The sequence below is a fragment of the Vibrio sp. Scap24 genome, assembly GCF_013394185.1.
GTDB classification, from domain to species: domain Bacteria; phylum Pseudomonadota; class Gammaproteobacteria; order Enterobacterales; family Vibrionaceae; genus Vibrio; species Vibrio pomeroyi.
The window spans coordinates 199,273-223,501 of the sequence record NZ_CP041333.1 but is presented as its reverse complement, the minus strand read 5'-3'; the positions used below and the strand labels follow the sequence as shown (position 1 = coordinate 223,501).

Below are 24,229 nucleotides of genomic sequence, written 5' to 3'. Positions count from 1 at the left end.
GACATCAACATGTTTAAAATTATAAATGAAAAATTTGGAAATATTGACTCTGTCACATTAATAAACCACCAACATGGTATAGAACTTCAAATAATCAATGGATTTGGTGCCGTTATTAATAAATATACCGTAAATAACAGTCCATTCTCTTTTATTTGTGGCTATCAGAATTATGATGAACTGATCAACCAACATCCGTTCTTTTCCCGCAGTGCTAAATTATTCCCTTTTCCAAACCGTTTAAACTTAGGTCGTTACAGTTTCGATAACCAAAACCATCAACTCCCAGCTAATTTTCCTTGGTCTGATCACGCCGTACATGGCCTGCTCTACAACCAACCTTTTTCAATCACAAACAGCGTAGCCACTGAAGAATCCGCCAGTGTGACGTTGCAGTATCAAACGTCGTCTTTGCATCCTGCTTTCCCATTTGCCTTCAACCTTGAAGTGACCTTCACTGTCGATATCACGGGTAGACTCACTTCCTCAACGACCGTCTCTAACCTGGGTGATTCAGCCTTCCCATTCGGTGATGCTTGGCACCCTTATTTTTCACTCGGTACTGAGCTAGCACGATGTGGGCTCGCTATGTCGCCTTGCTCTGAGGTCATACACGAAAACGACCTACCCAATGGTGAAAAGCACACTTTTGACCGTTTGTCTTTGGACGATTCACTCACCAATCAAAGCTTAAATCACTGCTTTGAATTCGATTCCAAAACAACCAATCAACTTGCGTTTACACGCTCAGATTCGTCTGCCGCTATTCGCTATCAACAAGATGAAAGCTACCCATTCGTTCAGCTGTACACGCCGACTAGCGAGCAAAGTATTGCAATAGAACCAATGACTTGCCCAGCTGATGCATTCAATAACCAGATTGGCTTATTGACGCTTAGTCCGAACCAATCTCAAACCTTTACTTGGCAATGCCAAGCCACCTATCAGCCACAGTGATGCAACCCAAATAACGAAACTAAACCAAATCAAGGCAACTGCTGAATGCGAAGTCAGCCCCCCAGAGAACGCATTGCTAACGAAACAACTACAACGAAAGAAGCAAACTAAAGAAGCAATAAAGGGCGCATAAAGCGCCCTTCTCTTGTTAACCTAAAATCACCTCGATGGTGTGCTCACCTGATGTAAATACCGGTGCTTTGTTGCCTGAAATTAGGTCACCATTTACCTTCATTTCAACCACACCTTTACACACGTTATTCGGGTTAGTGACATGAATATGATAAGTCGCACCACGGAACTGACGACGTACTTTGAACTCTGACCACTCAGCAGGAATACATGGATCCACCAGCAAGCCATCCACTTCAGGGCGAACACCTAGAATCCATTGCGTACCCGCCACATATGTCCAAGATGAAGTACCAGAAAGCCACGCATTACGCCCTAAACCGAACTGTTTATGCTCGTCACCCAGAATATTTTGTGGGTAGCAGTAAGGTTCAGATTCAAAGGTATCAATGTCATCGTTCTTAGAAGCTGGGTTGATTTGACGGTAGTACTCGTAAGCACGCTCGCCGTTGCCCATTTTCGCTTCTGCGATCATCACCCATGGGTTTGAATGCAAGAAGATACCGCCGTTCTCTTTCGCACCTGGTGGGTATGTTGATACGCCACCTAGTTGAGGATCAAAGCCGTTATAACCCGGAGTTGAAAGCTTAATGCCATTGGTGGTGTTCAGTTTGTTGTAAACCGAATCTAGTGCTTGCGTTGCACGTTCTTGAGTCGCGAAACCAGAAATTACAGGCCAGCTTTGACCATTGGTGTAGATCTGCCCCTGCTCATTTTTATGAGAGCCGATTGGCAAGCCCTGCTCATCAAAGTAACGAACAAACCATTCGCCATCCCAGCCACACTCATTGACTGTGCTCTGCATCTGTTGGTACTGATCTTTAAACTTAGCTGTCAATTGCGCTTCGCCACGCAGCTCACACAAGTCCAACATGTCGAGCAGTGCTTTGCCGTACATGTTCGCCACCATCATCGACTCAGCACCCGTTGGCAGGTTCACCGTGTCATTCCAGTCAGCAAAACCTAATAACGGTAGACCGTGCTCACCAGTATTGGTGTAAGTAAATTCAATCGCGCGGCACAGGTGGTTCCAAACCGTTCCCGTTTCAACTGGGTTGCCCGCTTTGTCTTTTTGATAGAACGGGATCTCTTTATTCAAGAAGTCTGCATTGCCCGTTTCTTTCACATATTGAGTGACCGCGTAGATGATCCACAGGTGATCATCGCCGTAATAGTCAGGGCGATCTTCTTCTTCACGCGAGTCACCCGCGTTCGCTTCCATGGTTGATGGGAAGAACTGATGCATCGCAGAACCGTTAGTATTCTGAACAGACAACAGACGCTCAATGAACTCGCGCGCTTCTTCTGGCATGTGAGTAATGACGCCTAAAGTATCTTGCGAAGAATCACGGAAACCGATGCCACGTGCGCCATAGCCCAGCTGATAAAGAGACAGGTAACGAGACCAGTTTTTGGTTGTGTGACACTGACGTGGGTTATGTACGTTAAGCATTGAGTTCATTGCTGGATCTGGCGTTTCAACCTGAACCGCTTGTAGGTAACCATCCCAATGTTCAGCCAGTTCAGCGAAAGCAGAATCGACCACTTGATGGTCACGATATTTAGCCAACAGAGGAAGTGCGACTTCTAGGCTCTGTTCTTGCGCGATTTGTACAATCGTACGTTCTGTCTGCTCTGGAGATAACCAACCTAGACGCAGATTCAGTGCGCCAATGTTGTCGCCACGCAAACACTCGGTGTTGCCTAATTCATCATTGTTTAGTGCTTCTGGTGCTGCCCATGTACCGTAGCCCAAATTACCTAGGAACGATTGGCGATCACCATCAAAAGACGTCGCAGGGCGATCCGCTGTCATCAGGTTCACCGCGTAGTCACGCTTCATGAAGGCATACTGCTCAAGCACGGTATGACCCGACTCTTGCTGGTGTGCTTTTAGCGTCATGGTTTGTGGAACCCAGTCCGCATTGAGTAGCTGTTTGAGCGCATCGAAGTGCGTGAATTCGTAAACAGGCACTACATCAACGTGCAGCGCTTTGTCTGAAATGTTGGTCACTTTGATGTCTTGTAGCAGTACTTGGTCAGCTTTTGGCACGAAGAAGGTCGCTTCACAACGCACACCAAACGCTTCTGCAATGATGGTGGTGTAAGACAAACCGGTGTGGTTTTCAAACTTATCTAACGGCTTCAAGGTTGGGGTGTAGAAAGGCGAGAAAATTTCTACGTTGCCCGCTTCATCACGTACCTTGAGGTACATGGTCGAGCCTTTGAAGTCTGAGTTTGGCAGTTGAGCAATGTACTTAGTGATACGGTTGAGTGCCGGATCGCCCTTACACAGCAACACGCCGCCGTTGCTATCGACAATGCCACCGAAATCTAATGTACCCACATAGTTACACCATTTGATCGGTGTGCATGGTGTGGTTGCTACGTATTCTTTGTTTTTATCGTCAAAATATCCGAATTTCATCATCACTATCCCTAGCCCCTCCCAAATCAGGAGGAGCCAAAACAATTTGTCGTAAGTTGGTTGGTGTCAGCTCGTTGGCTGACTTAAGTTGACTGGCTAGATCGTAATTGGCTAGCTCGCTAGCGAGTTCTCACTCAGTGCGTCAAACAGGTGGAAAGCATCCAAATCCAAGTAAAGAGTCAGCTCTTTCACATCTACCTCAGCAGCTTGGGTTTCAACCATCAGCGGTTGGCCGCCAATTTCTGTTTTCAAAAGAATGCTCGCACCCAACAGTTCCTTGTCTTTGATTTTCACAGGGAATGGCAGCACACGATCGTGGTCCACTTGCTCAGCACGTAGGTGGATATCAGTTGGACGGACACCAAAGTGAAGCGCTAGATTTTTAGACGCCAGAGACTTAAAACGCTCCGGCAATGGGATGTGAACATCGCCAAGTTCAACGAAGTATTCGCCTTCTTTTTCAATCAGCTTCGCTTCCAACATGTTCATTGATGGGTTACCAATGAATTGCGCGACAAACTTGTTAGCCGGGCGCTGGAACACCTCTGTTGGTGTACCCACTTGAGCAACGTAACCGTCTTTCAGAATCACGATTCTGTCCGCTAATGTCATCGCTTCGATCTGGTCGTGTGTAACGTAGATCGTGGTAGTTTTCAGCTCACGGTGTAGGTGTTTGATCTCTTCACGCATCACGCCACGCAACTTGGCATCGAGGTTAGATAGCGGCTCATCAAACAAGAACACTTTAGGTGTACGAACCATCGCACGGCCCATTGCCACACGCTGACGTTGACCACCAGAAAGCTCTTTTGGCTTACGGTTCAGTAGAGGGTCAAGCTCCAGCATTCTCGCCGCTTTTAGTACTTCTGCGTCGATTTCTGCTTTCGGCATGCCTTTCAGTTTTAATGCAAAGGCGATGTTCTCGTACACCGTCATGTGTGGGTACAGTGCGTAGCTTTGGAATACCATCGCTAAGTCACGGTCTTTAGCATCGACCTTATTCATCACTTTGCCACCAACGACGATGTCACCAGAGCTGATGCTCTCTAGGCCTGCAAGCATACGTAGTGTGGTCGATTTACCACAGCCAGATGGGCCAAGGAAAACCACGAACTCACCGTCTTCAACCGTAAAATCAAACTCTTTTACAACCTCAACATCACCGAATGATTTTTTGATGTTCTTAAATTCTACTTTAGCCATTATCTGTTCTCCTCAGCGCGCTCTTGAAGCATGTTTCGGTACGCAATTGCGCTCTGTTTCAGTGTTCTTTCTTGGGTGGTGTAATCAACATGGACAATGCCAAAACGCTGGCAGTAGCCGAATGCCCACTCAAAGTTATCCATCAGGCTCCAAGCGAAATAGCCATCAACTTTCACACCCGCTTCAACGGCGTTGTGAACCGCTTCGATGTGGCCTTGGAAGTAACGAACACGTTGGTCATCCATCACTTGTCCGTTAACACGCTCGTCGTTACCTGCTGCACCGTTCTCTGTGATATAGATAGGCGGCATATTTTCGTAACGCGCATCCAGTCTTACCAATAAATCGGTTAGGCCTTGTGGGTTAATTTCCCAGCCAATGTAAGTGTGTTCAGCGTCAGTCTGTTTTACTGATTCAATGTCGCCGTTCTCGTTGAATCGAGCGACATTGCGTGTGTAGTAGTTGATACCGATGTAATCAACAGGAGCACTTATGATGTCTAGATCACCTTCAAGAATCATTGGCATGTTCATCGCTTGGCGCTCAACGACCAGCTGCGGGTATTCACCCTTCAATACTGGGTCGATGAACCAGTGGTAGTTCTCGGCTTCGCAGTAGTCTGCGGCACCTTGATCTTGTGGTGTTAATGGGTAAGCCGGAGTCGCGTTAAATACCACGCCATGCTTAGCATGAGGCGCATTGTTACGAAGAATAGGCATTGCCAAACCGTGTGCCAGCATTAAGTGGTGAGACGCTAGGTAGCCCTCTTTTTCACCCTTGATACCTGGTGCATGTTCGCCCCAGCGGTAGCCTAGGAATGCAGACACAAATGGTTCATTGAGTGTGGTGTACACATCGATATTGTCACCAAAGTACTTACTCACCACTTCTGCGTATTCCGCAAACTTGTAAGACGTTTCACGGTTTAACCAGCCACCTTTGTCTTCAAGGTATTGCGGTAAGTCCCAGTGATAAAGTGTGACAAACACCTTCATGCCACGAGCATGACACTCATCGATAATCTGACCATAAAACTCAAGACCTTGCTGGTTCACCACACCGTCTTGCGGCAAGATGCGTGGCCATGCAATTGATAGGCGATAAGCATCAACACCTAAGCCTTGAATCATCTCGATATCTTGTTGCCACAAGTGGTAGTGATCACACGCCACATCACCGTTGTCACCGTTATCTACCTTACCCGGTTTCTTACAAAACGTGTCCCAGATAGACGGTGTGCGACCGCCCTCTTCAACGCCGCCTTCAATTTGGTATGAAGATGTCGCGACACCGAATACAAATTCCTTACTGCGTAACTTTGAATCACTTGGAAGTTGAAATTTATTCATTGTTATAACCCTTAAACCTAACCTTTAACTGCGCCGGACGTTAAACCACTGATCATCTGTTTCGATGCGAACAGGTATGTAATCACGAGTGGTAAAATAGAAATTGTGGTACCTAGCATTACCGCGCCCCATGGCGTATTCGGAATACCTTGAACACTTCGTAGTGCTTGTGTGATGACGTAATTGTCTGGGTTGTTTAGCACCACGAGAGGCTGCATAAACATGTTCCAGAAGAAGACGAACTGCACGATAGCCAATGTTGCTAGTGCTGGTTTCATCAGTGGCAGTACCACACTCCAGTACGTTCTGAACTCACCTGCACCATCTAACTTCGCCGCTTCTAACAGCTCTTTAGGAATCGATGCAATCACGTGCTGACGCATCAAGAAGATACCAAATGGCGTGGTTGTGAACGGTAGCCATACCGCCATGTGGTTATCCAGCAAGCCTAAGAACTTCACGATCATGAAGTAAGGGATCAGGCTAAGCACAGGCGGAATTGCCATTGAGCCAACCAGCATGCCGAACAACACGTTCTTTCCGCGGAACTTAAACACCGCAAACGCGTAGCCACCCATGCTACAAAACAGCAGCGAGATGGTAGTGCCTAAGAAAGCCACGTAAATCGAGTTAAACATCGCTTTCCAAAACGGCATGATTTCCAGCAGTTTTGCGTAGTTCACCATTAGGCTGTCGCCAATCGCGAAGCTGATGCCTGAGCCGAAGATCTCCGAACGGTCACGTGTTGAAAGCAGAGCTGACCACACAAACGGGAACACCGTAATGATTGCGGAAACAATCAGTAATATGCCGAGCATGACCATCAAGATCTTAGTCATGATGCACATGGTGCGTTCGCTTGGCATTAGGCCACTTAGTGGTGAGGTATTTGTCTTAATTGATGTCGACATCTTAATGTTCCCCTAAGCCTTTCTTACCGAAGAATAAAAATTGAACCAAAGTACAAGACGCGATGAGTGCAAACAGAAGCCATGAAATTGCTGACGCTGTGCCCATTTCTAACCATTCCCAACCCACTTTGTAGAGGTACATAGAGATAGTTAAACCAGATTGACCTGTACCACCTGTACCACGCGTTAGAACGAACGGTTCTTCAAACATTTGCAGGTTACCGATGATAGTCATGGTGATTGCAAAGAAGATGAATGGACGAATCATTGGTAGTGAGATGTTCCAGAAGCGGCGGAAGGCATTGGCACCATCCATACGAGCAGCTTCTAAAATGTCTTTAGGAATCGTCATTAAACCTGTGGTGTAAAGGACGATGTTAAAACCGGTGTATTTCCAGAAAACCATGATCGCGATAGACGGCTTCACCATAGTGGCATCGTCTAACCAGCGGATTGGTTGAAAATCGTTAACCCAAGCAAATGCCCAACCAAACAATGTGCTATCGGCCAGTGCCATCAGTGTTTGGTTAATGATTCCTGAGTTAGGAGAGTACATATTGAAGAAAATCAGTGACGCTGCGACCGTTGATGTGATGAACGGTAGAAAGTACGCCGATGTTAGCCAGTGACGCATACGGTCACCCATTGAAACCAACATGTAAGCCACTGGAATAGCAACTAAATGCTGAGCTACACCCGATGTGATTGCTAGCCACAATGTGTTCTTTAATGAACGCCATAGCCACGGGTCAGTCAAGGCAATGTGATAGTTCTCAAAACCAACGAACTGCATTGCGTCCATGCCCTGTACTGGGTTCCATTCGTGGAACGACAGGTAAACAGAGAACAACAGCGGGAAGATCCCAAATACAGAAAAAATGATCAGAAACGGCAGAAGAAATCCATACGGTGTAAGCGCTTTCAAATTTAGACGAGAAAAAAAGCTTGGCTCCGAAGGTTCTATCGTTGTGCTCGCTGTATGATTCATAGTAACGACCTCTTAAAAAAGGAAGCGCGTTATCCACGCTTCCTCACTTACTCAAAGTAATAACAAATTAAAGATTGCGCGTACGACGCTTGATTAGGCGCTCCGCCTCTTTAAGTGCTGTCTCGATGTCCTTGCCTTCATCAAGCACTTCCATCAATGCGTTCTCTAAGATGATAGAACGTGCAACGTGGTCGCCTTGAGCTGGAGATACTGGTTTGATGTTCTGTGCCACTTCAGCAAACAGAAGACGCGCTTTCTGACCACCTAGGAATTCCATCTCTTCTTGGAACAACTCATCGTCATACGTCGTTACGTTCGCAGGGAAAGCCGCAATCGTTTCGAAGTGCTTAAGTTGAACGTCACGGTCAGTCGTCATGTACTCGATAAGCGCCCATGCTTCATCTGGGTTTTCAGATTGCGTTGGGATAGATAGGAATGAACCACCCCAGCTGCCGTAGATACCATCAGGAAGGTTCTCTACTGCCCACTTACCTTTGGTTTCAGGTGCAATCCAGTTGTTTAGGTGACCAAGTAGCCAAGCGCCAGAAAGTTGAGTTGCAAATGTGCCGTTGCGGAAGCCTTCGTACCATTCGTTAGACCAAGCCAGAATGCGGCCGTCTAAGCCTTTGTCGCGAATCTCTTTTGCCACTTCAAAAGCGTGAACAAAACGCTCAGATGTCACAACTGGGTTGCCGTCTTTATCGAAGTAAAGACCTTCGCCTTCAGGAACTGTGGTAAAGATGATCGCTTGTGCCACGTCGGCTGCTGAAGCGATAAGTTGTACGTTTTGCTCTTTCAGTTTTTCACCCGCAGTGATATATGAATCCCAATCTTTGATTGCGTCTTCTACATTGATTCCCGCTTTTTCAAACACGTCGGTGCGGTAGTACATAACACCTGGACCAAGGTCGACAGGGATACCGTACATGTCGCCGTCAGCGCCTTTGCCTTGTGCCCATGCGTAAGGTGCGAATCGTTCTTCGTATTTATCTGCACCGTAATTTTCAGACAAGTTAACTAGGCCGCCAGAGCCAACGAATGGACCGATTTTCTCTACGTCCACAACAATCACATCACCTGCACCTGAGCCAGTTGCTAGGTTAGTCGTTAGTTTTGTGTGGTGGTCACCGTGGTTGTTCATAAGGTAATCAACTTTGATCCCTGTTTCCTTTTCGAAATCAGGCAGTAATACCTTCAGGCTGCTATCGAAATCAGGGAAACCGTCGAAACGAATCTCTTTGTCAGCCGCGTTTACAGCTGTTGTACCTAATCCTAAAGCAACCGCGCATGAAAGCGCCAAGGTCTTAAATTTCATGTTCTATCCTTAATATTTTTATAGGGTAACGAGTAAATCCGATACCGAGTTTCTAGTGACCAACGTCGGCAGCAATTTAAAGTTCACGTCATGTTTGATTTTTTTTAGCTTTTGTAGAGTGAGCTGCACTGCTTCGATGCTCATCTCTTCAATGGGGAAATTAATGGTGGTCAAACTAGGGGTCAGATAACGCGCGAAGATGGTGTTATCGAAGCCGACAAGAGAAACGTCTCTCGGAACAGACAGTCCCTCTTTATGCAAAACTTCGAATGCGCCAAATGCCATGTGATCGTTTGAAGCAAATACCGCCGTAAAGTGGCATTTTCTGTTGATCAACTTCTTCATGGCGCTGATGCCAGTCTCTTCAGTAAATCCCGCCTCAGAGACTAAGGCTTCATCGTATGGCACACCGGCTTCTTCCAGTGCCTTGCGATAACCCTGCAAACGCCCCCTAGCGTCCGCTTTATCTAAAGGCCCGGTAATACACGCGATATCTGTATGTCCCTTTTGCAAAAGATATTGGGTAGCGAGTAGCCCCCCGACTTCGTTATCAATATCAATGCAACTCATCGCCATTTCTGGGATGAAGCGGTTAATCAAAACCACAGGGGTCCCCTGTTCTTCCAATTCAATTAAATAGTCATCACTGAGCAGTTGAGTATGAAGAATCAAAGCATCGACACGACGCCCCAACAGAAATTCCACAGACTCGCGCTGCCCTTGTTCGGTGTTCGAACCCGCTGTAACCACAGCGTGGTAACCGAAGCGGCGTAGGTTTTCCTCTATACAATGCAAGATGCCTGAATAGAAAGATCCGCCCAGTTCTGGAACAACAACACCCACACTTCCGGTACGACTTGAAGCCAAAGCCTGAGCGATAGAGTTCGGGCGATAACCCAATTCTTTGATCGCTTTTTCAACCTTCAACTTCTTGTCATGACTCACTCTACTGGTGCCGTTGATAACCCTAGACACTGTCGCTTGAGACACACCTGCATGTTCTGATACGTGTTTAATTGTAGCCACTCGAACCTCGATACTTCATTAGCTTGTAACCGCTTACAAAACGATTATTAAGAAATTACGTTTTAGTTGAAGTGAGTGTCATCACACTAAACTTGGAGGTAAAAAGGCTGGATTTGGAAATCTTGAAAGCGCTTACAGATTCACTTCACGCCATGAAACTGTTTCATGAGATTATTGCTCACCTTAGCAAAACGGCACTTGGTTGCTTGCTCTCAAAGTGCTAACAAGCATGCTTAAACTCCGTTATTCAAAAAGCACTATTCAGTGATGAACCCGCAGCAGACGGTAATATACGGGGCGAAATTGACCCTATTATTTCAGTTGCTATGCGAAATTGTATGGGAACATTTCATAGGCACTTCGAATTCGCTTTGCAGAACCAGAAACTTGAAACAACAACGCCCAGCAAAGGCTGGGCGTGAAACAGTGGAAGAGCTTAGAGTCGCCTCTAAACCTTGCTTTCTGATTGCTCAGCGAGCTTAAACTCTTGAGTTAGTGAGAATTGCTGCTGCGACATGGTTTCAAGCTGCTGCCCATGGGAGAACAGAACCTGAGATCGTTGAGAGTTATCTTCTGCCAAGGTGTGTATCTGACTGATGTTTTGCGTAACCTGAGAGGCGACCACTTGATGTTCCGTGGTTGCGGTCGCGATTTGATGGCTTCTTTGCTCTACCTCATTGAGCAGCTCAGAGACCGTCGATATTGAGTGATTCACTTCGCCCGTTTGCTCAACACATTGAACCATCCCCACCACACATTGATTTATTTGCTCCACCGCCAGTTTAGAACTGGCTTGCAGCTGTTCAATCTTGTTGTGTATCTCTTGCGTTGAGGCATTGGTTTTGGCCGCTAACACGCGAACTTCATCGGCCACCACAGAGAAACCTCGTCCTTGTTCGCCCGCTCTAGCGGCTTCAATGGCGGCATTCAATGCCAACAAATTGGTTTGTTCAGAGATCCCAGATATCACATCCAAAATCGAGCCAATACTGGAGCTTTCGCTTTCAAGCTGGCCAATGGTCGCTGTTGATTCTGCCAACTTACGCTCTAAACTGCCCATCAACTCGACGCTTTTATCCATCGTCTTCTGGCCATCACTGGAACTCGATACCGCTTCGGTCACCAGCGTTAGCGTTTGATTAGCCGCTTGAGTTATTTCTGTCACCGAGCACTCGATCTGTTCCATGGCCGTGGCCACCATCACCGTCTGATTGGTTTGGTCTTGCATCGCCTCACTCAATGAACGGCTCGTGCTTTGGTTCTCTAAAGACGCCTCTTTTAAGCGCGTCGACGATTGACGCATGTTCTCAATCATTTGAGTCAGGTGACTGATCACTAAGTTGACCTTGTCGCTCACTGAACCGAACTCATTATTGGCTTGATATTGCACCATTACGCTCAAATCCTTGTTAGCAACTTGGTCGAGTGCACTTTGCAGCAGCTTGCTTGGTTTACGAATCCCTTTGGCAATATTCAACCCGATCAGCAGAGCAATAAGTACGGAAGTAAGTGCAATAACGCCCTGCATCAAAAGGGCTTGCTGTGAAGAGTTCATCGATTCGTGATACAAGCGCATCGCTGTGTCTTCAGCGTACATTGAGAGCTCATTAAACTGGCTTAACTGCTGATCAATTAGCTGTTCGATTTCCTGCTTTTGGAGGGAGATAGACTCATCGAGTTTAACGGTTTCTTTATGGGTAGATACTGAACCATTATCTGAAAACGCATGTGTAGCGAGCAGTGATAAAGACTGTTTACTGCGGCGCAGCAATGACGAATCTAAGTTATCTAAATCTGCTGCCGCTTGTTCGAATCGCTCTTTTCGACTTTGCAGGCGACGCTCTACCCCACGAACCTCTGAAGATGTTTGCAGTGAAAACGCTTCGTTGGCTTCCGCTGCAATCAAACTCAATTGCACCAGTAAAGCCTCTATCGCCTTTTGTGTCTGCTCTGAATCTGCACTCGCGAGTTGATTCACCAAGGTATTATTAAGCTGCCCCACCACAGATTGAAATTGCGCTTGCCCCATCGAACCGAGATCTTTGCTATCCAAATACTCGAAATATAGTTCTAATACCCGCTCTATCTTATCGATAGTCGACACGCCGGTTTGAGTGATGTTGTTCAGCATGGCTTCCATTTGTGAACCAGCCTCACCCTTACCTTCGAACCAGCTCAATTGCTGCTGATATTGTTCGATGTTGTTTAAGACGGTTTGTTTCAGTGGTTCCAATTCGTCGATGTAATTGGCGGATAAGTAGGGAGTGGTGCTGCGATTAATGTCCAAGAATCGAATCGTCAGCGCAGAGGATTGAAGCATTAATGGGGTGGCTTGCTGGGTGATGTTTTCGATTCGAGTGGTGATGTCTTTATTGCTACTGATGCTTAACCATGCTGAACCCAGCATGATCACGATCAGTACGAAGAAACCTAAATATACTCGAGACACGATGGAAGAAAGTCTCATAGTGAATCCTTGATCTAGTGGCGAAAAAAAGGGCACAAAGAATGTGCCCAAGAATGGAGTTATATAACGTGCCCTAATCAATCTGCCTTTAGGGCTAAAATGGACAGTATTACGTGCTCTTAACAAGCATGGATATTCGAAAGCATGGCTCCTTGAAAATATGCCGAATTCAAAGAGCTGCGCTTTCTATGCTGTGATTACCACCAAGCTTCAAACATTGCACCGAACGACAATGTATCAACATTCGTTGTCTTCACTGTGTTGCCTTTCGTTTCTACATCACCCACTGTTGTGTAGAAGCGAAGCATTGGACGGCTCCAAGGTAAACCACCTAGAGAAACGTTTTGAGACAGCGTTACTTTCCACGCGTTCTCTTCACCGTCGTCATCGTAATCAACCATGCCGTAGCCTGCTTCTAACCATGTAGAGTGAACATCATCCCATTGGTATTGTGGACGAACGATACCCGCGTATTCCGTGTTCTCGCGGTCTAGATCAGAACCAGAGTTGTCTTTATACGACACTAAGTAATCGATGATGAATTGCTCAGATGCTGCGTAGCTACCTTCCAAACTTGCGTAGAAGGTTTGGTAATCACCTTTCAGTTCATATACTGACGAATCAGCACCGTCACCATACTTAACAACCAACTTGTTAGACTCACCCAAACCTAAGGTTGCACCTACTAGGTATGCCGTTTCGTCACTTACTTTTGGCTTTCCGACTTCATCTGCTTCATCTGATGCAAAACCGTAGTTCGCGTATAGATCTAGCTGACCAATGCCTGCGTTAATAGAGTGCAACTTAGAAGTAATTGCGTATCGACCGTTGTCGTTCACTAGGCCGCCTTTCACTTGGCCAACAAAGCCCATGTCTAGCTTGGCGCCACCGAAATCTAGGTTGTTAAAGCCAGCACCTTGACCATCATGTGTCATCCAGAAGTAATCGTTCAAACCTTGTTGCGGACGTTGATGGAAATCACGACCAGCCCACATGTACAGCTCTGGCTGGCTTTCAAATACATTGGTTACACCAGCGTACATTTTTTTCATGCTCAGGCCGCCGTCATCAGCCCATGCGTCAGCTTCCCAGTGGTCAGCCATGAATACGATGTCCCAGATAGCGCCATTGTCAGCTTCGAAAAGCTTAGCTAACTGAACCTCACCACCGTTAGCTTCGTTACCCAAACGACCAACAGAGCGACCTGTTGTACCGATGTCTACATAACGCTCATCACCACTTTTGTAGTGAGCGCCGTAACGAGCGTAACCAGAGAAGACGATACCGTCTGGTACAGTTGTTTCTGAAGTTAGAACCGCTTGTTGTTGATCATCAACATACTTGATGTCACCAACTTGAGATTCTAACTCTAAGATTCGTTGTTCTAGAGCGGCAAGATCCGTTTCTGCAGCAAAAGAAGAGAGTGAAGCAAGCGACGCCGCCACTGCGACTGTTATTGGCAAAAGCTTAAATTTTTGCATTGTAATTCCCTATTATTTTTTTGAGTTTTCATCGAACAGGGAAATATTAAGCAATGAAAGCGTTGAAAAGTTAGTCGCTGTTCACACTGATAAATTAGCCCGAGAGCCATGAAACTTTTAGAAAATTCATGACCAAAACTATTAAATTAAGATCAATCAGTTAGAGAGGGAGCTGCGTAAAATATCAGCTTGAAATCGCTTTCATTTCATCAATAATGGCGGGGTCTATCACGGAAAACAGTGTGTGAAAATGAGGGAAATATGGTGCAGTTTTGACTAGTTTTCATATATATGAAAAGCCTCAAAATCTAAGATCGATTTTGAGGCTTTTTGGTCTAAGTCAAACACCCAATTATCTAGAATCAAGTATTATCTAAAACGAATCTAGAGATTCAACGCCCATATTGAACAGCGTAAATGCATAGATATCGGCAGTGAGATCGATCGCTTTACTAAGCGGCATTCCCGCACCGTGACCCGCATTAACATCAATACGAATCATCACAGGCGCACCACCTTCATGCTTATCTTGCAGCTCTGCAATGAACTTATAAGAATGGGCAGGTACCACGCGGTCATCATGATCGGCGGTCGTGACCAAAGTTGCTGGGTAATCGACACCACGAACCACATTGTGAACCGGAGAATAACCAAGCAGGTATTCGAACATCTCTTTGTTTTGAGCGGAAGTACCGTAGTCGTACGCCCAGCCCTCGCCAGACGTGAATGTGTGGTAACGCAACATGTCCAACACCCCAACCGCAGGCAGAGCCACTTGGAACAGCTCAGGCCTTTGTGTCATACAAGCACCAACCAACAAGCCACCGTTAGAGCCACCACGGATCGCTAGCTTGTCACTGCTGGTGTAGTTTTCTGAGATCAAGAACTCCGCTGCAGCGATAAAGTCATCAAACACATTCTGCTTTTGCTGCTGAGTTCCGGCTTTATGCCACGCCTTGCCGTACTCACCGCCGCCTCTCAGATTGGGAACAGCATACACTCCACCCAATTCCAACCAACTGCCCACCGTACCCGAGAAAGAAGGCGTTAGGCTAACGTTGAAGCCGCCATAGGCATACAACATGGTTGGGTTATTGCCGTCCAGTTTTAGTCCCTTCTTATAAGAGATAAGCATCGGAACCTGAGTGCCATCTTTTGAGGTATAGAAGACCTGCTTAGATTCGAACTTGTCCGATTCAAACGGTGACTCAGAGCGCTGATAAACTTCTGAACTGCCCGACTCAATATCAAAAGAGAAAATGGTTGGCGGCGTAACATAATTGGTAAAGGTGTAATAAAGCTGAGTTTGCTCTTTCTTACCACCTAAGCCATTGGCCGTTCCCAGCCCAAGTAAATGGATTTCACGAACGAGGTTACCTTGGTAATCCAGCTGCTCAATTTTCGACACCACATCCACCATGTAGTGAGCAAACAAGTAACCACCACCGGTGCTGATGTCTAATGGCTGTGGCTTTTCAGGAATGATATCTCGCCACTGCTGAGTGCCAGTATCAAAGCTCACCACCTTGCCGTTCGGCGCATCGAGATTGGTGTATAGAATGAAGGTTTCATCTTGGTTATCGATGAGATACGTATCGCTATCCACATGATCAATCAACGTATTCAGTGATTGTTCTGATGATTTTAAATCGATATAGAACAGTCTGTTACCCGACGTTGATTCTTTGCCAAGAATAATTAGGTAACGATCGTCTTCGGTGGTGTAGCCGGAAACATAACGGTGCTGCTCAGCGTTGCTCGCACCAAAGATCACCTTGTCGCTCGCTTGCTCTGTACCTAACTCATGGAAGTACAGCTTGTGTTGCTCAGTACGAGCTGAGAGTTCACTGCCGTCAGGTTTGTCGTAGCTAGAATAATAGAAGCCACGATTGCCTAACCAAGAAATGCCGGTAAATTTGGCGTCAGTGATTTCCGTTTCGAGCTGTTGTTTAGTCTCGGTATCAATCACGAAAATCTTGCGCCAGTCACTACCGCCCTCAGAAATACTGTACGCCACCAAGCTGTAGTCTTTTGAGAACGAAACAGAGCCCAGTGATGTGGTGCCATCTTCCGAGAAGGTATTCGGATCTAGGAAGATTTCAACCTGCAGCCCCTCTTTCTGACGATAGAGAATGCTGTGATTCTGCAGGCCATCATTCTTATAAAAATAAGTGTAATCACCTCTTACGAACGGCTGCGAGCTCTTTTTGTAGTCTTGTGCTTTTGCTAGCCGCTCTCGTAGTTCAGCGCGATACGGGATTTGAGCAAGGTAATCGAACGTGACTTCATTTTGGCTCGCCACCCACTCCGCAGTTTCGTCACTTCTGTCGTCTTCTAGCCAGCGATATGGGTCTTCGATTATCTGACCAAAATAGTCATCGCTGACGATCTGTTTATTGGTGATTGGATATTGATACTCTTTTAAATAGCTCATCGTGATCCTTATTAAAAATAATGTGAAATCGTCAGATAACGAGTTCTGATGTGTTCAATCAATAACTTAATCTTGTTAGGCGGCTGGCGCGTAAAAGGGTACACCGCATAAATACCGAGCTTCTTACCCACTAAGTCAGGGAATATGTCCACCAGCTGACCATTGCGAATGTCGTGATAAACCAGACAACGTGGTACATACGCAACGCCATGTCCGCCCAATGCGGCTTTTCTTAATGCCGTCGCGTTGTCGGTCGAGAAAGACCCCGAGACACGCACGATGTATTTATCGTTGTCGGTACAGCCATCTTTACTGTGCAGGAACTGCCATTCACTAGCACCCGTTGTTTGATAGGCGTATTGCAAGCAATTGTGCTGCACTAAGTCTTTAGGCAGCATCGGCTTGCCGTTTTTAGCAATATAAGATGGCGAAGCACACACCACCCATTGTGAATCCAATATATGACGAGCAATCAAGCTGGAGTCTTCCAGATAACCCGTACGAATCACCAAGTCGAGACCATCCTCAACCAGATCGACAAAGCGATTGTTCAAAGACATATCGACCGTTAAACCTGGGTGCATATTACAAAACTCCGCAACGGCGTCTGCCAGTATCAAATCTCCAGAGATAGTAGGCACTGACATTTTGATATGACCGCTAACATTTTCACCAAAGCCTGAAACTGCGTCCATAGCCTCTTGAGCCGCCTGCTTCACATTTTTGGCGCTGTGTAACATTGCCTTACCTGCTTCGGTCAGGGTCAATTTACGCGTAGTTCGATATAATAATTGCACGCCAATCTCTTCCTCTAGGCGTGCAATTCTCTTACTAACTACCGAATTTGTAAGGTTATTTTGTTCTGCCACCTTACTAAAACTGCCCAGTTCTACTACCTGTGAAAACAGGATCAAATCGTCTGCTCGCATCTGATTATGCCAATTTTGGAATTAATTATTTTCATTATTTCCCTATATCAATAAAAAATAAAGGGGTAAATTCACGCCAAATTAACAAAACAATTACAAAAACAGTCATTCCAATTACAAGAGTCGCTCAAATAAGGTGCCCGTTTAGAGGGCAAAGCGATTCAAATGACGACAAACCATAACGTGATCTTTACTTCAAACATGAACGTTTGAAAACAGTACGAGGAAGTACCCATGAGTGAAACTCTACTAGCTTTATTGGCCTTTTCGCCAATAGTTGTTGCAGCGATTCTACTGGTTGGCCTGAACTGGCCAGCAAAAAAAGCGATGCCAGTGGCATTTGCACTAACCGTTGCTATTGCCCTATTTGCTTGGGATATGTCTGGCACTCGCGTGCTAGCTTCTGTGTTCCAAGGCTTCGGCATAACCGTGTCAGTTCTCTGGATTGTGTTCGGCGCCATCTTCTTATTAAACACTTTGAAACACACCGGAGCTATCACCACTATCCGCAACGGCTTCACGGATATATCTGCTGACCGTCGCGTTCAAGCGATCATCATCGCTTGGTGTTTTGGTTCATTCATTGAGGGCGCATCTGGCTTTGGTACGCCAGCAGCTATCGCCGCTCCGCTACTGGTTGCTATCGGTTTCCCAGCGCTTGCTGCGGTACTGATGGGCATGATGATCCAATCTACGCCAGTATCATTCGGCGCGGTTGGCACTCCAATTATCGTTGGTGTGAACAAAGGTTTGGACACGCACAACATCGGTGAAAGCCTGATTGCTCACGGTTCTACTTGGGATGCTTATCTACAACAAATCACGTCAAGTGTCGCGCTGATTCACGCCTCTGTTGGTGTAATGATGCCTGTGCTGATGGCGATGATGCTGACTCGTTTCTTCGGTAAGAACAAAAGCTGGACGGAAGGTTTAGATATCCTACCGTTTGCGCTATTCGCAGGTGCTGCTTTCACGATTCCTTACGCACTGACGGGTGTCTTCCTAGGCGCTGAGTTCCCATCACTGATTGGTGGCTTGGTTGGCCTAGCAATTGTGGTTACTGCAGCAAGGCGTGGCTTCCTAGTACCTAAATCAAAATGGGACTTTGAGAGCGAAGACAAATGGCCTGCAGAGTGGCTAGGTTCTTTGAAAATTGACCTTGATGACAACAATCAGAGCCATAAGAAGATGAGCATGGCGATGGCATGGGCACCTTACGTACTACTTGCTGTAACTCTGGTTGCTAGCCGCGTGAGCCCTGAGTTCAAAGGCCTACTGAAGAGCGTTAGCCTTTCATTCAGCAACATCCTTGGTGAGACAGGCGTAAGCACAGCGATTCAACCTCTGTACCTACCGGGCGGCATCTTAGTCTTCGTCGCGCTGGTTGCAGTTCTCATGCAATCTCGCAGCGCAACGCCACTGGCTAAAGCCTTTGGTGAATCAAGTAAAACACTGATTGGTGCAGGCTTTGTGTTGGTGTTCACCATCCCAATGGTACGTATCTTCATTAACTCTGGCGTGAACGGTGCAGATTTAGCAAGTATGCCTGTAACCACTGCAAACTTCGCAGCTGACCTAGTTGGCAGCGCATTCCCAGCATTGAGTGCAACAGTGGGTGCGTTAGGTGCCTTCATTGCAGGTTCGAACACAGTATCAAACATGATGTTCAGCCAATTCCAGTTCGAAGTAGCGCAGACTTTAACTATCTCTAGTGCGGTGGTTGTCGCTCTGCAAGCTGTTGGTGCAGCAGCAGGTAACATGATTGCGATTCACAACGTGGTAGCGGCATCAGCAACCGTTGGCTTGCTAGGACGCGAAGGTGCAACCCTACGTAAGACAATCATTCCAACGTTCTACTACTTGGTGATGACTGGCATCATCGGCCTAGTGGTTATCTACGGATTCAAGATGACAGACGCACTTATGTAAACCATAAGTCGTTCCAAAAGCACTTGGCGTTAATACTCAATTCCCCGACAGCGACACCGTCTAATAAGACAGTTGATGAGTTCCGGGATGGATACTAGAGCACATCAACACCCTCGGGTATTAACGCCATTTTCCCGAATTAAAGCAGCCCAAACCAAGCTCTCAAAGAAGAGCAACATCCCAAGAATTTAGGACTGAAATTATGATCATATCCGCATCGACTGATTACCGCGCCGCAGCAAAAGCGAAATTACCACCGTTCCTTTTCCACTACATTGATGGCGGTTCTTACGGAGAACATACCCTACGCCGCAACACAGCTGATCTTGCAGAGATTGCGCTAAAGCAGCGCGTACTCAACGACATGTCAAATCTTAATTTAGAAACCGAACTGTTCGGCGAGAAGCTGGCGATGCCAATCGCACTGGCGCCTGTGGGTTTAACAGGTATGTACGCACGACGTGGTGAAGTACAAGCAGCAAAAGCCGCAGACAACAAAGGCATCCCTTTTACCATGTCGACTGTGTCGGTGTGCCCGATCGAAGAAGTGGCACCTAAGATCGAACGCCCAATGTGGTTCCAACTTTACGTGTTAAAAGATCGTGGCTTTATGAAGAACGTTCTTGAGCGCGCAAAAGCAGCAGGCGTGACCACCTTAGTTTTCACGGTTGATATGCCCGTACCCGGCGCACGCTACCGTGACATGCATTCCGGAATGAGTGGTCCAAACGCCGCTGTTCGTCGTGTATTCCAGTCGATGCGTCATCCTAGTTGGGCGGTTGATGTTGGCTTGTTGGGTAAACCACATGACCTAGGCAACATCTCTACTTATCGTGGTTCTCCTACCAAACTGGAAGACTACATCGGTTGGTTGGGCGATAACTTTGACCCATCAATTTCATGGAAAGACCTAGAGTGGATCCGCGATTTCTGGGATGGTCCAATGGTCATCAAAGGCATTCTTGATGAAGAAGATGCAAAAGACGCCGTGAGATTTGGCGCAGACGGCATTGTGGTATCAAACCACGGCGGCCGCCAACTTGATGGTGTTCTATCAAGTGCTAAAGCATTACCTGCAATTGCAGACGCGGTAAAAGGCGACACCAAGATTCTTGTCGACTCTGGCATTCGTACTGGCTTGGATGTGGTTCGAATGATGGCATTGGGCGCAGATTGCACCTTGCTTGGGCGATCTTTCGTTTACGCATTAGCAGCGCAAGGACAAGCAGGTGTTGAAAACCTACTCGACCTTTACGACAAAGAGATGCGCGTTGCGATGACATTAACAGGCGCAAAGACAATCAAAGACTTAACTCGTGAATCTTTGGTGGGGCTAGATTAAATCTCCATGACTCAGATTCAGACTCATGCTTTGGTCTACTTAGACTGAAGTTCAATCGGTGTCACAGCAATTCCACTATCATTGTGACACCGTTTAAGCACTGGAAAATAAAATAAAAAGCTAGGGCGTGTTGATCTTTCGAGCTGATTTTTGCAGCGAGTTGCTGGATATTTATACAAGGCAGAGGCGTCGATGTGTAGCTAGCCTACATGAGAAGCCGATAACGTAGTAGAAATGGCCAGCAAACGCTGCCCGAAGGGTTCAGCTAAAAGCGTTTTACTCTTTGTTGAGGGGGATTTGCTTAGAGTGACTAGGCTACTTCCCCCTCGCCGCGATTAAAACGCTTTTGTCTTGAACAAAATTTAATCACGAAAGGTCAACACGCCCTGAACAGTGCCAAATAAGAAGCACAAGGAAGCAAAGATGGAGACAAACACATCCCATGAGCGAGTAATAGACGTACAAGCTTATCAGCAGCTTGAAACAATACTGGCTCAAAAAATAGAAACGGAACGCATTGTCACGCAAGAGGCAAAGCGCTTGGCTTACGGCACCGATGCGAGTTTTTATCGCTTGGTGCCGAAAATGGTTCTAAGGCTTAAAAACTTAGACGAAGTGATATTCACGATTCAAAGTTGTCGTGAACTGGGCATTCACTTTACCTTTCGCGCGGCAGGTACCAGCCTTTCAGGGCAAGCGGTTTCAGACTCGGTACTCATCACTCTGACCGACGACTGGCGAGGCCATGAGATTGTTGACAACGGCAATCAAATCATTCTTCAACCCGGTGTGATTGGTGCTGATGCCAACAAATATCTAGCCCCTTTCCAACGTAAAATAGGCCCAGACCCAGCCTCCATCAACACCTGTAAAATCGGCGGTATTGCCGCGAACAATGCCAGTGGCATGTGTTGTGGTACTGCGCAAAACTCGTATCGTACTGTCGAGAGCATGAAAGTCGTGTTGAGCGATGGCACCCTGCTCAATACCGCAGACAGTGCAAGCGTTGAGGCATTCAAGCAGTCACACAAAACGCTGTTTGAAGGCATTGTTGAATTGCACCGTCAAACCAGCTCAAATAAAGAACTCGCCGACAGAATCCGCCACAAGTACCGCCTTAAAAACACCACGGGCTACGCGCTCAATGCATTGGTCGATTACCACGACCCTATCGAGATCATCAAACACCTGATGATTGGTTCAGAAGGTACGTTAGGCTTCATCGCCGAAATCACCTACAACACGGTGATTGAACACCCGAACAAAGCTTCGGCTCTGCTGGTGTTTGCTGACATAGAACAAGCAAGTAAAGCCGTGACTACTCTGTCCAAAACTCCGGTTGCAGCTGTTGAGTTAATGGATGGCAGAGCGCTACGTTCTGTCGCAGATAAACCGGGTATGCCTGCGTTTATGCCAAGCTTGGATTTAGAAGCGGCGGCTATTTTGGTTGAATCACACGCCAGCTCCCAGCAGGACTTAGATTTACAATGTAAATCAATTTTGGACGCATTGGCTGATTACACGATTGTTGAATCGGTTCCTTTCACGTCTGATCCAAAGACAGTCGCAACCCTATGGGGCATCCGAAAAGGCATGTTCCCAGCAGTTGGTGCCGTGCGTGAAGTCGGCACAACAGTCATCATCGAAGACGTTGCTTTCCCAGTCGAGAACCTTGCGAACGGTATTCGAGAGCTGCAAGAGCTGTTCGACAAATACGACTACAGCGAGGCGATCATTTTCGGCCACGCTTTAGAAGGCAACCTGCACTTTGTGTTTACTCAAGGCTTTGACAGCCAAGAAGAGATCGACCGTTACGGTGGTTTCATGGATGATGTTGCCGAGCTCGTCGCCGTGAAATATCAAGGTTCTCTAAAAGCGGAACACGGCACGGGCCGTAACATGGCACCTTATGTAGAGTTGGAATGGGGCAAAGATGGTTACGCTTTGATGCAACAAATCAAAGCGTTGTTCGATCCAGAAAGACTGCTCAACCCCGGCGTTATTATCAACGACAATCCAAACTCCCACATCACAGACTTAAAGCCAATGCCTGCTGCCGACGACCTTGTTGACCGCTGTATTGAGTGTGGATTCTGTGAGCCTGTTTGTCCGTCTCGCACACTGACCTTATCACCACGGCAACGTATTGTGCTGTACCGAGAACTACAACGCCGCCGAGAAGCAGGGGAAGAGATAGAAGCTAGCGAACTAGAGAAAACCTTCGAATACCAAGGCATCGATACCTGCGCGGCAACTGGCCTGTGTGCCGAGCGTTGTCCGGTAGGTATTAACACCGGCGACTTAGTGAAGAAGCTTCGTGTTGCCAAGTATGAGAAGTTCACGCCAATCGCTAAATGGACTGCGGATCATTTCTCCACCACCACCAAGCTGACCAAGGCTGGCCTCAAAACCAATCAAGTAGCGAGCAAAGTACTAGGCGCGAATACGGTCGGAAAGCTCACCAATGGCTTGCGCTCAATGACCAAAGGCGCAACACCAGTTTGGATGCCTGAGATGCCGCAATCCAACAGTCACTCACTCACAGCTTCACCAATGACAGCCGAAACATCGAATAACACTAAGAAGGTGGTTTACCTCCCTTCGTGTGCCAGTCGAACCATGGGACAACAGAGCGATGCGGGAGATCAACGCCCTCTTACTGAAGTGACCATGTCTCTGCTTAACAAGGCGGGCTTCGAGGTAATTCTGCCGAAGAAATTAGATGACCAATGTTGTGGTATGCCTTACGACAGCAAAGGCATGACCGACCTAGCCCAATCCAAAGCGCAACAGCTCGAAGAAGTGTTGTGGCAAGCGAGTCGTCAGGGTGAATACCCAGTATTAATGGACACCAGCCCGTGTGCCAAACGCAGTATTGAGCAGTTCACCAAGCCATTAGAAGTGCTAGAACCGACAGGCTTTGTGAATCAATATTTGCTAGAACACCTGACGCTTGAGCCACTTAAAGAGACCGTGATGCTGCATGTGACCTGTAGCTCTCGCCGAATGGGCTTAGAAGGTGCGATGTTAAACCTTGCTAAAGCTTGTACCGAAGAAGTGATTGTTCCAGAGCATATTCAATGTTGTGGCTGGGCAGGTGACAAAGGCTTCACTACGCCAGAGTTGAATGAGGCAGCTGTACACCCACTCAAGGAACAAGTACCGAGCAACTGTACTCGTGGTTTCAGTAACAGCCGAACCTGTGAGATCGGTTTGTCGCATCACAGTGGCATTCCGTATCAATCAATCTTGTACTTGGTGGACGAAGTGGCTCAGTAGCTCGATTCATACTGCGAACGACGCGCTCTAACAAAAAACGAAAAATGGCAGCCCAATCA

General features: G+C 46.9%; 15 protein-coding genes. 4 read left to right on the top strand and 11 right to left on the bottom strand.

Features of this window, described 5'->3' with window-relative positions; genetic code table 11:
• Positions 1-9 precede the first annotated feature (9 nt).
• Positions 10-957 carry an aldose 1-epimerase gene (locus tag FLM53_RS16595; protein ID WP_176678955.1) on the top strand — a complete coding sequence of 316 codons (948 nt, stop codon included), beginning with the start codon at positions 10-12 and terminating at the stop codon, positions 955-957.
• A gap of 148 nt (positions 958-1,105) precedes the next feature.
• Here the strand turns inward: FLM53_RS16595 and FLM53_RS16590 are convergent, their stop codons facing one another.
• The 11 genes from FLM53_RS16590 to FLM53_RS16540 all read right to left on the bottom strand — a co-directional run bounded on the left by FLM53_RS16590 (position 1,106) and on the right by FLM53_RS16540 (position 17,620).
• On the bottom strand, positions 1,106-3,520 hold the full coding sequence (locus FLM53_RS16590) for a GH36-type glycosyl hydrolase domain-containing protein (RefSeq protein ID WP_176678956.1): 2,415 nt from the start codon (positions 3,518-3,520) through the stop codon (positions 1,106-1,108).
• 108 nt (positions 3,521-3,628) lie between these two features.
• The gene (locus FLM53_RS16585) at positions 3,629-4,720 is read right to left on the bottom strand and encodes an ABC transporter ATP-binding protein (protein ID WP_176678957.1); all 1,092 of its coding nucleotides are present in this window, start codon (positions 4,718-4,720) and stop codon (positions 3,629-3,631) included.
• Positions 4,720-6,069 (bottom strand): GH1 family beta-glucosidase, encoded by a 1,350-nt coding sequence (locus tag FLM53_RS16580; RefSeq protein WP_176678958.1) that lies wholly within the window; start codon positions 6,067-6,069, stop codon positions 4,720-4,722. The genes FLM53_RS16585 and FLM53_RS16580 overlap by 1 nt, the downstream gene beginning before the upstream one ends.
• Positions 6,070-6,086: 17 nt before the next feature.
• A complete protein-coding gene (locus FLM53_RS16575) occupies positions 6,087-6,935 on the bottom strand; it encodes a carbohydrate ABC transporter permease (protein WP_176680047.1) in 849 nt (282 codons plus the stop codon).
• 46 nt (positions 6,936-6,981) lie between these two features.
• Positions 6,982-7,968 (bottom strand): carbohydrate ABC transporter permease, encoded by a 987-nt coding sequence (locus FLM53_RS16570; protein ID WP_008216694.1) that lies wholly within the window; start codon positions 7,966-7,968, stop codon positions 6,982-6,984.
• Between the two features lie 67 nt (positions 7,969-8,035).
• Positions 8,036-9,283 carry an ABC transporter substrate-binding protein gene (locus FLM53_RS16565; protein WP_176678959.1) on the bottom strand — a complete coding sequence of 416 codons (1,248 nt, stop codon included), beginning with the start codon at positions 9,281-9,283 and terminating at the stop codon, positions 8,036-8,038.
• An 18-nt stretch (positions 9,284-9,301) separates the two neighbouring features.
• Positions 9,302-10,309: a LacI family DNA-binding transcriptional regulator gene (locus tag FLM53_RS16560; RefSeq protein WP_017068575.1), complete on the bottom strand. Its 1,008-nt coding sequence runs from the start codon at positions 10,307-10,309 to the stop codon at positions 9,302-9,304.
• A gap of 448 nt (positions 10,310-10,757) precedes the next feature.
• Positions 10,758-12,776 (bottom strand): methyl-accepting chemotaxis protein, encoded by a 2,019-nt coding sequence (locus FLM53_RS16555; protein WP_176678960.1) that lies wholly within the window; start codon positions 12,774-12,776, stop codon positions 10,758-10,760.
• 197 nt (positions 12,777-12,973) lie between these two features.
• A complete protein-coding gene (locus tag FLM53_RS16550; protein ID WP_176678961.1) occupies positions 12,974-14,257 on the bottom strand; it encodes a carbohydrate porin in 1,284 nt (427 codons plus the stop codon).
• A 373-nt stretch (positions 14,258-14,630) separates the two neighbouring features.
• Entirely contained in the window at positions 14,631-16,691 is a 2,061-nt protein-coding gene (locus tag FLM53_RS16545; RefSeq protein WP_176678962.1) for a prolyl oligopeptidase family protein, read from the bottom strand.
• 11 nt (positions 16,692-16,702) lie between these two features.
• A complete protein-coding gene (locus FLM53_RS16540; protein ID WP_061015771.1) occupies positions 16,703-17,620 on the bottom strand; it encodes a LysR family transcriptional regulator in 918 nt (305 codons plus the stop codon).
• Positions 17,621-17,854: 234 nt separating this feature from the next.
• On the opposite strand from FLM53_RS16540, the gene FLM53_RS16535 reads away from it, so the two are divergent.
• The 3 genes from FLM53_RS16535 to FLM53_RS16525 all read left to right on the top strand — a co-directional run bounded on the left by FLM53_RS16535 (position 17,855) and on the right by FLM53_RS16525 (position 24,170).
• On the top strand, positions 17,855-19,549 hold the full coding sequence (locus FLM53_RS16535) for an L-lactate permease (RefSeq protein WP_176678963.1): 1,695 nt from the start codon (positions 17,855-17,857) through the stop codon (positions 19,547-19,549).
• Positions 19,550-19,751: 202 nt separating this feature from the next.
• The gene (gene lldD, locus FLM53_RS16530) at positions 19,752-20,891 is read left to right on the top strand and encodes an FMN-dependent L-lactate dehydrogenase LldD (protein ID WP_176678964.1); all 1,140 of its coding nucleotides are present in this window, start codon (positions 19,752-19,754) and stop codon (positions 20,889-20,891) included.
• A gap of 423 nt (positions 20,892-21,314) precedes the next feature.
• Complete coding sequence (locus FLM53_RS16525) at positions 21,315-24,170, top strand: FAD-binding and (Fe-S)-binding domain-containing protein (RefSeq protein ID WP_176678965.1); 2,856 nt, start codon at positions 21,315-21,317, stop codon at positions 24,168-24,170.
• Positions 24,171-24,229 lie beyond the last annotated feature (59 nt).

Excerpts from the sequence above, each read along its gene's own strand:
- FLM53_RS16565 (WP_176678959.1), bottom strand. The coding sequence starts at position 9,283 with ATGAAATTTAAGACCTTGGCGCTTTCATGCGCGGTTGCTTTAGGATTA.
- FLM53_RS16595 (WP_176678955.1), top strand. The coding sequence starts at position 10 with ATGTTTAAAATTATAAATGAAAAATTTGGAAATATTGACTCTGTCACA.
- FLM53_RS16585 (WP_176678957.1), bottom strand. The coding sequence starts at position 4,720 with ATGGCTAAAGTAGAATTTAAGAACATCAAAAAATCATTCGGTGATGTT.
- FLM53_RS16555 (WP_176678960.1), bottom strand. The coding sequence starts at position 12,776 with ATGAGACTTTCTTCCATCGTGTCTCGAGTATATTTAGGTTTCTTCGTA.
- FLM53_RS16545 (WP_176678962.1), bottom strand. The coding sequence starts at position 16,691 with ATGAGCTATTTAAAAGAGTATCAATATCCAATCACCAATAAACAGATC.
- FLM53_RS16550 (WP_176678961.1), bottom strand. The coding sequence starts at position 14,257 with ATGCAAAAATTTAAGCTTTTGCCAATAACAGTCGCAGTGGCGGCGTCG.
- FLM53_RS16580 (WP_176678958.1), bottom strand. The coding sequence starts at position 6,069 with ATGAATAAATTTCAACTTCCAAGTGATTCAAAGTTACGCAGTAAGGAA.
- FLM53_RS16570 (WP_008216694.1), bottom strand. The coding sequence starts at position 7,968 with ATGAATCATACAGCGAGCACAACGATAGAACCTTCGGAGCCAAGCTTT.
- FLM53_RS16575 (WP_176680047.1), bottom strand. The coding sequence starts at position 6,935 with ATGCCAAGCGAACGCACCATGTGCATCATGACTAAGATCTTGATGGTC.
- FLM53_RS16590 (WP_176678956.1), bottom strand. The coding sequence starts at position 3,520 with ATGATGAAATTCGGATATTTTGACGATAAAAACAAAGAATACGTAGCA.
- lldD (WP_176678964.1), top strand. The coding sequence starts at position 19,752 with ATGATCATATCCGCATCGACTGATTACCGCGCCGCAGCAAAAGCGAAA.
- FLM53_RS16525 (WP_176678965.1), top strand. The coding sequence starts at position 21,315 with ATGGAGACAAACACATCCCATGAGCGAGTAATAGACGTACAAGCTTAT.
- FLM53_RS16535 (WP_176678963.1), top strand. The coding sequence starts at position 17,855 with ATGAGTGAAACTCTACTAGCTTTATTGGCCTTTTCGCCAATAGTTGTT.
- FLM53_RS16540 (WP_061015771.1), bottom strand. The coding sequence starts at position 17,620 with ATGCGAGCAGACGATTTGATCCTGTTTTCACAGGTAGTAGAACTGGGC.